This window comes from Methylobacterium crusticola, from assembly GCF_003574465.1.
Lineage (GTDB): Bacteria > Pseudomonadota > Alphaproteobacteria > Rhizobiales > Beijerinckiaceae > Methylobacterium > Methylobacterium crusticola.
Map to the genome: position 1 here is coordinate 1 of NZ_QOWC01000229.1, position 12,341 is coordinate 12,341.

The 12,341-nt window shown below is 74.6% G+C and carries 9 protein-coding genes and 1 pseudogene; 1 reads left to right on the top strand and 9 read right to left on the bottom strand.

The window, feature by feature from the left end:
* The 9 genes and pseudogenes from DT057_RS35740 to DT057_RS31290 all read right to left on the bottom strand — a co-directional run.
* Positions 1-539, bottom strand: a pseudogene (locus tag DT057_RS35740) (YsnF/AvaK domain-containing protein); the annotation flags it as partial.
* A 21-nt stretch (positions 540-560) separates the two neighbouring features.
* Entirely contained in the window at positions 561-872 is a 312-nt protein-coding gene (locus DT057_RS31255) for a DUF2382 domain-containing protein (RefSeq protein WP_128565953.1), read from the bottom strand.
* Positions 869-1,858: a PhnA-like protein gene (locus DT057_RS31260; protein WP_128565954.1), complete on the bottom strand. Its 990-nt coding sequence runs from the start codon at positions 1,856-1,858 to the stop codon at positions 869-871. Before DT057_RS31260 ends, DT057_RS31255 begins: the two co-directional genes overlap by 4 nt.
* A 60-nt stretch (positions 1,859-1,918) precedes the next feature.
* Positions 1,919-2,176: a GlsB/YeaQ/YmgE family stress response membrane protein gene (locus DT057_RS31265; RefSeq protein ID WP_128565955.1), complete on the bottom strand. Its 258-nt coding sequence runs from the start codon at positions 2,174-2,176 to the stop codon at positions 1,919-1,921.
* Between the two features lie 402 nt (positions 2,177-2,578).
* Positions 2,579-4,069 (bottom strand): helix-turn-helix transcriptional regulator, encoded by a 1,491-nt coding sequence (locus DT057_RS31270; protein ID WP_128565956.1) that lies wholly within the window; start codon positions 4,067-4,069, stop codon positions 2,579-2,581.
* Positions 4,070-4,254: 185 nt separating this feature from the next.
* The gene (locus tag DT057_RS31275; RefSeq protein WP_128565957.1) at positions 4,255-4,911 is read right to left on the bottom strand and encodes a DapH/DapD/GlmU-related protein; all 657 of its coding nucleotides are present in this window, start codon (positions 4,909-4,911) and stop codon (positions 4,255-4,257) included.
* Positions 4,912-5,042: 131 nt separating this feature from the next.
* Positions 5,043-5,534, bottom strand: coding sequence for a GNAT family N-acetyltransferase (locus DT057_RS31280; RefSeq protein ID WP_128565958.1), 492 nt, complete (start codon positions 5,532-5,534; stop codon positions 5,043-5,045).
* A gap of 88 nt (positions 5,535-5,622) precedes the next feature.
* On the bottom strand, positions 5,623-7,092 hold the full coding sequence (locus DT057_RS31285) for an FAD-dependent monooxygenase (protein ID WP_128565959.1): 1,470 nt from the start codon (positions 7,090-7,092) through the stop codon (positions 5,623-5,625).
* Between the two features lie 336 nt (positions 7,093-7,428).
* Complete coding sequence (locus DT057_RS31290) at positions 7,429-7,953, bottom strand: CYTH domain-containing protein (RefSeq protein WP_128565960.1); 525 nt, start codon at positions 7,951-7,953, stop codon at positions 7,429-7,431.
* Positions 7,954-8,203: 250 nt separating this feature from the next.
* Here DT057_RS31290 and DT057_RS31295 point away from each other — a divergent pair.
* A partial coding sequence (locus DT057_RS31295) for a choice-of-anchor I family protein (protein ID WP_128565961.1) occupies positions 8,204-12,341 on the top strand: 4,138 nt, incomplete at its 3' end.

A 12,341-nucleotide genomic window follows, 5' to 3' on the forward strand; every position in this document is an offset into this window, starting at 1 on the left:
ACCACCGGGATGTACTCCGTCCCGCTCGCAGCCGCCCCCCGCGCGCCGGTCGCGCCGACGGCCCCTGCCGTGCCGGCGGCCGCGGTGCCGGCGGCCGCGGCGGCGCCCGTCATGGCCGCCGCCGTCCCGGAGGCCTGCGTCCCGGATGTCGCCGGCTCGGCGGTGTACCCGCTCCAGCCCTCCTTGCGCCAGGTCGCCTCCCGCTCGTCGAGATCGATCGAGCCGTGCTCCTCCATGATGTCCGTCACCGCGTGGACGTGCGCCTCGTCGACGGAGACGCTCAGCATCGTGCTGCCGCGGCTCAGGCCCTCGGTGTAGGCGTAGCGGTCCTCCTCCGGCATGAACATGTCCTTCAGGGAGGCCCAGAAGCTGCCTTCGTCGCGGGTGCGGTCGTAGGAGCCGGCGCCGCGCGGCGCGGCGCTCGCCGCGCCCGGCACCACCTTGATGGCCGATTGGGGGATGCCGGCCGCGATCAGCTTGCCGGCTGCCGCCTGCGCCTCGGCCTGGTCGTCGTACATGGCTGTGATCGTCTGGGTCATGAGCGTGGCTCCTGTGTTGGGTTATTCGGTGACGTGTCCCGCCGCGTCCGGGCGCTCGACCACGGCGTGCTGGCGGCGCAGCGTGATCGGAACCTCGACGTCCTGGCCCATCGCCGTCCGGCGCAGGTGCAGATCTTCCTTGAGCACCAGCCGCTTCTCGACGACGAGGATCTCCTCGAGAACGGGGATGAGGGTGGCCCCGCCCTCCATGCGGGCGGTCTCGGGGAGGACCGGGATCGTGACCTCCTCGCCGGCGGCGATCTCCGCCGCGGGCCCGGTGACGAGCGTCCCGGACCGCTCCCGTCCGGTCGCGGCAGGATCGCCGGTGCTCATGCCCGGCGCGGCGTCAGCGGCACCGGGGCCGTGCGGGTGAGCGTCGGGCCGACGGCCGAGACGCGGCCGGCGAAGAAGGCCGCCAGAGCCCCGAGGATCAGCGCCAGGGCTCCGTAGAGCGCGCCCTGCGACACCGTCCGCGCCGTGGCGTCGGCGGCCTGCCTGGCCTGCTCCTTGGTCCTGGCCACCGTGTCCTGGAACTGCTGGGTGTACTGCTTCACCTGGGTCCGGGCCTGGTCGAGGGGGATGCCCTGCGCCTTGGCCAGCGCCTGGGCCGCCTTCTCGCCGGCATCGGCCTGCTGGGCCGCATCTCCGGTGAGCGCGGCGCGCATTGCGCTCACCGCCGTGTCCTTCAGGGCGGCGGGATCCTGGCCGTTGCCGGCGCTGCGGACCTGGCCCTCGATGCTGGAGAACGGGTCCGAGAGCCCGGTCAGCGCGGGCGCCGCCGCCTGCGCCAGGGTCCGGGCGGAGCCGCCGACCGCGCCGCCGACGCCGCTCACCGCGCTCGACGCGGTGCCGAGGGCACCCCCGACGAGGCCGCTGGCGGCCGAGGACAGCAGGTAGATGATCACCAGCGTCGAGACCGCCCAGGCGACCAGCCCGTGGTAGCCGGCCGTCGTGTGCGAGGGCTTGCCCGACAGGCGGCCGGCGAGGTAGCCGCCCGCCGCCGAGGCGAGCACGCCCGAGATCACGAACCACAGCCCGGCGCCCAGGCCGAGCGCGCCGGCGCCCGGGGTGCCGTTGCCCATCGGGTCGACCGTCGAGAGGCCGACGCCGACGCCGAGCATGTTGAGGATCACCTGGGAGACGAGCGCCGCGGCGGCGCCCGCGAAGATGGCCCCCCAGGAGACGGAGTTCAGCATCACCGTGCGCATGTCCTCGGCCGGGGTGGCGAGGCTCGTCTGCGGCGGGGCGCGGTCGGGGCCGGCCCGCTCCGGTCCGGGGCGGCTGGGCGTGACGGGTGTGCTCTCGGTGACGACGGCCATGGGGTGATCCTTCGAGGGAGGGGAGTGGGCTGGCGGGGAGGGCGGGCGCGGCGGCCCGGGTCAGACGACGCGGCGTCCGAGGAGGGCGTGGTAGAGCCACAGCACGACGACCGCGCCGACGATCGCCACGAGCAGGGAGTAGAGGTTGACGCCCGAGACGCCGGGCTGCCCGAACTGGTTGAACAGGAAGCCGCCGACGACGGCGCCGACGATGCCGAGCAGGACGTCGACGACCAGGCCCTGGCCGGTGTTGTTGACGATCTTGCTGGCGATGAAGCCGGCCACGAGTCCGAGGACGATCCAGGCAAGGAAGGACATGGTCGGGTTCGCCTTGACGTTGCGTTGCGTGACAGAGCCTGTCCGCCGCGGGGTGCGGCGGGCAGGCGACAGCGCAGGCCTTCGCCTGCGTCGGTGGTGCCCGGTGCTCCGCGTCCCGTACCGGCGCCGCTTCCGGCGACGGCCGCGCGCGCCCGGCCTCGAGCCGGGGCCCGCCCTGGATCGTGCCGGTCGCTTCCTCGATCGGAGCGCGCATGGTTCGCCGACGGGACCGTTCGGCGACGGCTCATCCGCACCGTCTTCACATCAGCCAACCTGGCTGATCGTCCGAGATGCTCTCTCGAGCAGAGCTGCCATCATGGAATGGATTGAAATTGGTAATGTTCCGAAGATTTACATCTAGTATTTTTCAATCATCATCATATGATGGCCTTGCACCAATCCCTACCGGCCCTTCCTGAGATCTGATTTCTGGCCGACGCCGCGCTCGCGGGCCCAGACCACGACGGCGCTGCGGCGGTTGACGCCGAGCTTGCGGTAGAGCCCGGCGACGTGGTTGCGCACGGTGTGGAGCGAGAGGCCCAGCTCCGTCCCGATCTCCTGGTCGGTGGCCCCCTGGCAGATCCGCGTCAGCATGTCGGTCTCGCGGGTCGTCAGGTTCGCGGACTGGGCGGGCGGCTGACGGGAGCGCGGCGGCGCGCGCAGCAGGGCGAGCTTGTCGATGACGCCGTGGCTGAACCAGGACGCGTCCGCCATCACGGCCTCGATCGCGCTCATCAGCTCGCGCTCCGAGCGCTTGCGGGCGCTGATGTCCTGGAAGGCGCAGAGCACGCAGGCCTCGCCGTCGATCGTCACCCGCTCGGCCGAGATCAGGCAGTCGATCGCGCCGCCGCCGGCATCCTGGAAGGCCGCCTCGAAGCCGCGAACGCTGCCCGCGCGCGTCAGGTCGCGCGAGAAGCGCCGCCGCTCGTCGGGGTCGGTCCAGATCGCGAGCTCCGCCAGCGTTCGACCCTGGATCGCCTCGGGCGGGTGGCCGAGGGCCGTGACGAAGGCGAGGTTGGCCCGCGCGATCACGAGGCCGTCCGCGCTCATCAGGGCCGTCGGCACCGGCGACAGCGCGAAGGCCTTGGCGAAGCGCTCCTCGCTCTGCCTGAGCTCCATCTCGGCCTTCCGGCGGTCCTCGAGGTCCGCGAAGGTGAACAGCATGCAGTGCTCGACGCCGTGGGCGCCGGGCATCTCGATGGGGTGGCCGGCCACGATCACGGAGCGGCGCCTGCCGCCCGGCACGGCCAGGCAGGCCTCCATCTGCGGGATGGTGCGGCCGGCGTGGAGGCGCCGGATCGCGAGGTCCCGGCGCTCCGCCTCCCGCAGCACGTCGATCTCGCAGAACGAGCGTCCGAGCACCGCGTCGCGGTCGGTGCCGGTCAGGTCGAGAAAACCCTGGTTGACGCGCACGAAGCGCAGGTCGGCGATCCGGCAGATGATGGCCGGCGCCGGGTTGGCGTTGAACATGCGCTCGAAGCGCGCCTCGGCCTGGTAGCGTTCGCTGACATCCTGCATCACGAGAGCGAGGCCCGCCGGTGCGCCGGCCGGATCGGTCGTGACCATGCTGCGGATGCGGTGCATCCAGGTCTGCCCGCCGGCGCGGGCCTGGCGGACCTCGACGACGGCGTCCCGGAACACCTCGCCGGAGAGCACGCGGTCGATCGGGTGCTGGAGCGGGCCCATCTCGCGGTGGTTGCGATAGTGCAGCTCGAAGTTGCTCCGGTACTCGGCGACGTCGGCCCCGAGCGCCTCCAGGGAGGCCACGCCGTGCATGGCGAGGGCCGCCTGGTTGGCGAACGTGATCGTCCGGTCGGGCTCGATCAGGATCACGCCTTCGCTGAGGCCCGCCACGACCTGGCCCATCCGTCCTTCGTCCGCATCGCCGGCCATGAGGCGCCTCCTGTCAGGGACGCAACGTGCGAGGACGGCAAAACGCCCGCGGCCGCTCGCGCCGGGCCCCGGGGCCGCGGCCGGGACCGGTGGCTAAGGCCCCGGGCCGGGATGGCGGCAAGGCCCCGGCCGGGATGGCGGGAGCCCCCCCGCGCCGCTCCCGGGGATCCCCGGCGGGGCGCAGCCTAGCGCGGCACCCCGGGATCCCACTTCGCGCAGAACGCCGCGATGTCCGTCCCCTGGAAGTCGGCCAGGCGCTCGAGGACGGTCTCGAACGGCCAGTTCCACCAGGCGATCCGGCCGAGCGCCTCGGCGATGTCGCGGGGAAACCGCGCGCGGATGGGGCGGGCCGGGACCCCGCCGACGATCGTGTAGGGCGCCACGTCGCGGCTCACCACCGCCCCGGCGGCCAGGACCGCCCCGTCGCCGACGCGGACCCCCGGCAGCACGACGACGCCGTGCCCGATCCAGACGTCGTGGCCGATGGCCACCCGGTCCGCGCGCCGCGCGCGGAAGAAGGCGTGATCCCGCGTCGCGTCGGCGCTGTAGTACTCGGGGCAGTAGGTGAAGCGGTGGAGCGACGGCCGGTCCAGGGGATGGTTGGGCGCGCCGATCCGGACCGAGGACGCGACCGCGCAGAAGCGCCCGATCTCGGCATCGGCGACCACGCAGTTCGCGCCGAGGTAGCTGTAGTCGCCGAGCGTGCAGTACTCGAGCGCGCTGTCGGCCAGGATCTCGCAGCGGCGGCCCACCACCGCCTCGCGCAGAACGACGGAGGCGTCGATGACGGTCTCGTCGATCTTGGGGCGTCGTGCCCCGGGGCCGGTCGCGCGCGCTGTCATGAGGTCCTCGCGGTAAGGGCGGCGTCTCGCGCCGGGCCGGCGGGGCCGGCCCCCCGGGCCCTTACCGGCCGACCATGAAGGACCGGCGACGGCGGCCACGCCGACCCGGGCCGAAAGCGGCCGCGCGCGGCTCAGGTCGCGGAGCGGGCCGGGAGGCGGCGGCCCATGAAGATCGTCCCCGGCGGCGTCGGGTCGTAGTAGGGGGCGATCCGCCGGAAGCCGGCCTCCTCGTAGAGGCCGACGGCGGCCCCCATGGTCGGGAGGGTGTCGAGGCGCACTTCCCGGTAGCCCTTCGCCCCGGCCGCCTCGACGACGCGCTCCACCAGCGCCCTGCCCAGGCCGCGCCCGCGCGCGGCCGGCACGATGAAGAGCCGCTTCACCTCGCAGCAGCCCTCGGGCGCCACGGGCCTGAGGGCGACGCAGCCGCACGCGCTCCCGCCCTGGTCCCGCGCGAGGAAGAGCTCCCCCTCGGGCGGCGCGTACGCCCCGGGAAGGCCCGCCAGCTCCGCGTCGAAGTTCTGGTAGGCGAGGTCGAGCCCGAGGGAGGCGGCGTAGGCCGCCATCAGGGCGGCGGCGTCCCTCAGGTCGTCCTCGTTTCGGGCCGGACGGATGGTGAAGGTCATCGATCGTCCGCGGGCGGGCCCGCGGCCGGCTCCCCGATGCCGGCTCGCTGCGGGCGACGCACGCCGCTGCGGCCGCGGGCGGCGCCGCTCACGCCGGGGCGGCCGCCAGGGCCTCGAGGTAGCCCGCCGCCTCGTGCCAGGCCGGCCCGCGCGCCGAGAGGCCGACGTAGCCGTCGGGCCGCACCACGACGAGGGCCGAGGCCTCCGGCGGCGTCCGGGGCGCGCGCTCCAAGAGCGCGGGAAAGCGCGCCGCCAGGGCCGCGCCCCGCTCGGCGTCGGCCGCGTAGAGCAGGAAGCGCGGCTCGCTCCCCGCGCCCGGGGGCGGCCCGGCGTCGTGGGCGGGGTCCCAGCGCGCGCCGGCGTGCGGGCCCCGGGAGAGCGGGCTGCCGGCATAGGCGATCTCGACCTCGCTCATCTGCGTCGCCACCGCGTCCCGCACGGTGTGGAGGCCGAGCAGGAAGCGCATGGCGAGGTTGCGCGCCGCCTGCGCCACCGGGTTGGAGAGCGTCCCGAGGTCGGTCATCCGGGCGGCGTTGCGCAGCACCGCGTCGCCCACGGCGCTCCGTTCCGGGCTGTAGCTGCCGAGCAGCGCCGCGCCGGCCCGGCCCCGGGCCACCAGCGCCAGCTTCCAGGCGAGATTGAACGCGTCCTGCATGCCGGTGTTCATGCCCTGGCCGCCGGCCGGACTGTGGATGTGCGCCGCGTCGCCGGCCAGGAAGACCCGGCCGCGGCTGTAGGCGGCGACCTTGCGCTCGTTGATGCGGAAGTTCGTCAGCCAGACGGGGTCGGCCGCCTGAAAACCCCCGCCGGCCCGCGCGTCGATCAGCGCCTGCACGTCGCCGAGGGTGGGCTCCGGTCGCGGGTGGTCCGGATCGGTCCTGCCGCGGCTCGCGATGACGCGGGCCCGCCCGCCCGGGATCGGGAAGATCACGAAGGGCCCGTCGCGGTGCAGGTACGAGGCGATCTCGTCGCGGGGCGGCGCGCCGGCGCCCTCGAGGCGGATGTCGGCGAGCAGCCAGTCGTCGCCCTGGGCCACGCCGCGGAACGCGACGCCGAGCCCGTGCCGCACCGTGCTGTGGGCGCCGTCGCAGCCGATCAGCCAGGGCGTCCGGACCGTCTCCTCGCGGCCGTCGGCGTGCCTGAGGCGCGCCTCGACGTGGTCCGCCGCCTCGGTGAAGCCGGTCAGCTCCACCTCGCGCTCGGCCGCCACGCCGAACGAGCGGAGATGCGCGGCGAGGAGGCGCTCGGTCTCGCGCTGCGGGATCATCAGGACGAAGTTGTAGGTGCTGGGGATGTCGCCGAAGCGCGGATTGCCCAGCACGGTCCCGCCGCTGCGGATCGAGGCGCCGTCGACGCGCAGCCCGGCATCCAGGAACGCCGGCGTGCAGCCGGCCCGGTCCATGAGCTCGAGCGTGCGGGACCAGACCGCGAGGGCCTTCGAGGTCTCGGTCGCGTGCGGGGAGCGGTCGACGAGGCGCACGCCGATGCCGTAGCGCGCCAGCTCCGCCGCCATGGTCAGCCCCACCGGGCCTGCGCCGACGATGAGAATGTCCGCCACGTCGCCTTCTCCCGTGTAGTCTGTTGTTCATGCGAACAGCGGCGACGTCGTCGTCGTGCCTACACTCGCTTGATCTGCGACTTGAGCGGATTGGCATTGAACATCGGCGTACCGATGATCTCGCGGCGCCGACGGTAGGGAGCGTACCTTCGCGAGTCAATCGTCCGGCCGCGGCTCATGCTCGGCAGGAACGGGCCTCGACCGCGGCAGGTCCAGCCGTCGCGCGCGGGAAACGATCGTCTGCACATGCGCCGTGCGGGCCGCGGGGCTCCCGCGTCGGCGACGCCCGGGGGCCTCGGCGGGGCTCGGCCGCCGCGGCGGCCCGCCGGGACCTCCTCACCGGGCCTGCGGCGGGACGCGGGGGTTGTCGACGATGTCGGCGAGGCGGAGCGGGCGGCCGAGCGCGGCGCGCAGCTGCAGCAGCGTGGTCTGCCGGAAGCGCAGGTCGCCCGAGACCTCGGCGCCGGCCCAGTCGGGGAGCGCGAGCGGCTGTTCCTCGCGCTCGAGCTCGACCTCGGCCAGGACGAGGCCGGCGAGGTCCCCCTCGAAGACGTCGACGGTCCAGACCAGCCCGGCATGGGGGACGCAGTGGCGGACCTTCTCGATCACACAGCCCCGGCACACCCCTGCGAGCATGGCCTGCCCGTCGGCCCGGGGGATCTCGTACTCGAATTCCGGGCGCCCGAGGCCGACCCGCACGCCCTTGACGGCGAGCCAGGCCCGCTCCTCGTCGAGGCGGACCCGGACCTTGCCCCCTTCGAACTGCCCGATCAGGCCGTCCCGCAGGCGCCGGCTGCCCGCGACCGCGGCCCGCCAGCCGTCGTTGGCGATGAGGAATTTCCGCTCCACCTCGAACCGCATCCAAAGCCTCCGGCCGCGCGACCGGGAGGTAGCACGGGCGCCCCCCGGCCGTCAGGCGGGGCGAGGCCCCGCCGCGCGGGGGGCCTCCCGGGCCGGTCCGGCTTCATCGCCCTGTCGCACAACCCCGCTACCGCTGCCGCCTTCCTCGTGCGCCGCCGGTGCGACGGGGCGCACGGGCCCGATCCGGGCCGCGCCTGCGCGCGCCGCCATCCCCCGCGGAGACCACGGCGCGCCCCCTCCGGAGCTCTCGATGACAACGGTCCCCCACGTCCTGGCCGGCGGCGATCTCAGGCAGAGCTGGACGGATACGAGCCTGATCGCGGCGGACGACGACTGGAGCGGCGTTCCCGGCATCGTCGGCTACCGCGGCGACGACGTGACCGCGCTCGTGGCGGCCGACCCGCGGACCCTGACCGGCGACGGCACCCCGACGGTCGACGTCAACGCCAATCAGACGAGCCCCAACACCTTCACGACCGGCGGTGTGGCCGAGTTCGCGCTCGCCAACCCCACGGTCGCGCTCGCCGGCAGCGGCACGGCGGACGCCCCGAACCTCGTCCTGTACCTCGACGCGGCCGGGCGTCGGAACGTGACCGTGTCCTACACCCTGCGCGACCTCGAGAGCGGCGGAGACGACGCGGTCCAGCCGGTGGCGCTGCAGTACCGGGTCGGCGCGTCGGGAGCCTGGGTGAGCGTGCCGGCCGCCTTCGTGGCGGACGCGACCGCCGGCCCGAACGCCGCGGGTCCCGACACGCGCGTCCAGGCCGTGCTGCCCGCCGACGCCGACAACCGGGCCGACCTCCAGGTGCGGGTGATCACCGCCAACGCGGCCGGCAGCGACGAGTGGGTCGGCATCGACGACATCGCGGTCACGAGCGCGGCCGGCGCGGCGGGCCCCGCCGCCCCGGTCCTGCTGGCGCCGGCGGCCTCGCTCTCCGGCGCCGCCGCGGCGCCGGTCGGGACCGGCAGCCTCGTGGTGACCCGGCTCGGCGCGATCGCGGCCTCGGGCGCCAACACCGCCGACGGCGGCGCCGAGGTGGTGGCGTTCGATCCCGCGACCGACCAGCTCTTCACCCTCAACGCCCGCGACGGGCGGATCGACGTGACGCGGATCGGACCGGACGGCACGCTCACCCGCACGGGCGGCATCGCCCTCGGCGGCCTTCCGGAGTTCGGCGCCGCCAACACGGTGGCGGTGCGCAACGGCATCGTGGCGGTCGGCTACCAGAACGCGGATCCGCGCCGGAACGGGGCCGTGGCGTTCTTCGACGCCGGCACCCTGGCGGCCCTGCGGGCGCCGATCGTGGTCGGCAACCTCCCCGACCAGCTCAGCTTCAACGCCGCCGGCACCAAGATCGTCGTCGCCAACGAGGGCGAGCGCGCGACGGCAGGGGGCAGCGCCGTCAACCCCACGGGCTCCGTCTCCCTCATCGACCTCTCGGCCGGCATCGCTGCCGCCACGGTCGCGACCTACGATTTCGGCTCCCTCGCCGGCCAGGAGGACGCCCTGCGGGCCGCGGGCGTGCGCCTGCCGCCGGGCCCCGGCGCGATCGCCGACATCGAGCCCGAGTACACGACGATCAGCGGCACCACGGCCTTCGTCACCCTCCAGGAGGCCAACACCGTCGCGGTGTTCGACATCTCCGGGAGCGCGCCCGTCCTGACCGCCCTGAAGCCCCTCGGCGCCATCGACCTCTCGCTGCCCGGCAACGCGCTCGACGCCTCGGACGACGGCCCGGCCACCCCGGCCTCGATCCGCCTGCGCAACGAGCCGGTGGTCGGCCTGCCGATGCCGGACGCGATCGCGTCCTTCACGGCCGCGGACGGCCGGGTCTACGTCGTCACCGCCAACGAGGGCGACGCGCGCAGCGACGACAGCGACGTGGCGCGCCTCTCGACCCGCACCCTCGACCCGACCGCCTTCCCGAACGCCGCCGCGCTCAAGGCCAATGCCGAGCTCGGGCGCCTCAACGTCTCGACGATCGACGGCGACACCGACCGGGACGGCGACCTCGACCGGATCGTCGCCTTCGGCGGGCGCGGCATCTCGCTGTTCCGCCAGGAGGCGGACGGCACCATCACGAAGGTCCGGGAGACGGGTGGCGAGTTCGAGGCGATCCTCGCCCGGGACGCTCCCCTGATCTTCAACCAGAACCAGGGCAACGGCCAGGTCGACGACCGCTCGGACGACAAGGGGCCGGAGCCGGAGGGCGTCACCCTCGGCACGGTGGCGGGGCGCACCTACGCCTTCGTGGGCCTGGAGCGGACCGGCGGCGTCATGGTGTACGACGTGACGGTGCCCGCCGAGGCGCGCTTCGTCACCTTCCAGCCTCCGGCGGCCGGGCGCACCGACGCGGCCCCGGAGGTGCTCACCTTCATCTCGGCGGCCGACAGCCCGACCGGGCAGGCCCTCGTCGTCTCGGCCAACGAGGTCGGCAACACCACGACGCTCTACCAGGTCGCCCCGGCCCTGACGGCGATCCCGCTGATCCAGGGCAGCGCCGCCGCCTCGGCCTACGCGGGCCGGACCGTGACCACCGCCGGGGTGGTCACCGCGGTCGCGGGCAACGGCTTCTACCTCCAGGACCCGGCGGGCGACGGCAACGCCGCCACCTCGGACGGGCTGTTCGTGTTCACGGCCGGCCGGCCCGCGGTCGCGGTGGGCGACGCCGCCACGGTCACGGGCCAGGTCCAGGAATTCCTGCCCACGGGCGCCGCCCGCGGCGCGCTCCCGGTGACGCAGCTCGGCGCCGGCCCGAGCGTCAGCGTGACGTCGCGCGGCAACCCCTTGCCCGGTGCGATCCGCGTCGGCGGGCCGGGCGGCCTCGTGGCGCCGGGCGAGGACCTCACCGCCGGCAGCGCCTTCTGGGAGAGCCTCGAGGGCATGCGCGCCACGGTGGCGGCGCCGCTCGCGACCGGGCCCACCAACGGCTTCGGGGAGATCTTCGCGGTGGCCGGGGGCGGCGCCGGCGCGACCGGGCTCGCCGGCACCGGCAACCTGCTGATCCGCGGCGGCGACCCGGTGCTCGGGTCCACCAACGCGACCGGCGGCGACCTCAACCCCGAGCGCATCCGGCTCGATCCGGGCCTCGGCGTGACCCTGCCGAGCGTCGATACCGGGACGCGGTTCGACGACGTCACGGGCGTCGTCAACTACAGCTTCGGCAACTACGAGGTGCTGGCGACGGAGCCCGTGACGGTCGCGGCGGCGAGCCCGCGCGCCAAGGCCTCCGGCACGCTGGCGGGCGATGCCGAGCGCCTCCTGGTGGCGAGCTACAACGCCGAGAACCTCGACCCGACCGACGGGCCCGGCCGCTTCGCCACCATCGCCTCCGAGATCCTGACCCGGCTGAACGCCCCCGACGTGATCGCGCTCCAGGAGGTCCAGGACGACGACGGCCCGGGCGGCACGGCCTCCACGGTCACCTCGGCGGCCGGGACCCTCGGGCGGATCGTCGACGCCGTGGCGGCCGCGGGCGGCCCGCGCTACGCCGCCCTCGACAATCCCTACATCGGCGACGACAGCAACGGCGGCGAGCCGGGCGGCAACATCCGCACCGCCTTCCTGTACCGCCCGGACCGGGTGAGCCTGGCGCCGGGCTCGGTGCGCACGGTCGCGGCGGACGGCGCCGCGATCGCGTCGGGGACCTACGCCGACCAGCAGACCAACCCCGACAACCCGTTCTACGGCTCGCGCCCGCCGCTCGCGGCGGATTTCGTGTTCAACGGCGAGACCGTCACGGTCCTGTCCAACCACTTCACCTCGAAGGGCGGCAGCGGCGCCCTGTTCGGCTCCGAGCAGCCGCCCTTCGACGCCGGGGAGGTCGCCCGGGCGGCGCAGGCGCAGGCCGTCAACACCTTCGTGGACGGCCTCGTGGCCGCCGACCCGCGGGCCCGGGTCGTGGTGGCGGGCGACCTCAACGATTTCGGCTTCGAGGAGCCGCTCGCGGTGATCAGGGGCGAGGCGACCCTGAGCGGCTACGACCGCACGGGCGCCGGCACCCTGACGCCCGGCGGCAGCCCGGTCCTCAGCGACCTGCAGGACACGCTGCCGGCCGACCGCCGCTACGACTACGTGTTCGAGGGCAATTCCGAGACCCTCGACCACATGCTCGTCACGGCGGCGCTGAGGGGCGGGGCGCAGTTCGAGCCCGTCCACATCAACGCGGACTTCGCCGACCAGACCAGCGACCACGACCCGCTCCTCGGGCTGTTCCTGATCCCGGCGGCCGGGCGCCTCCTCGAGGGGGGGCCCGACGCCGACGCGCTCGCGGGCGGGGCGGGCCCCGACACGATCCGGGGCGGCGCCGGGAACGACGCGCTCTCCGGGGGCGCGGGCAACGACCGGGTGACGGGCCAGGACGGGGACGACCGCGTCGAGGGCGGCG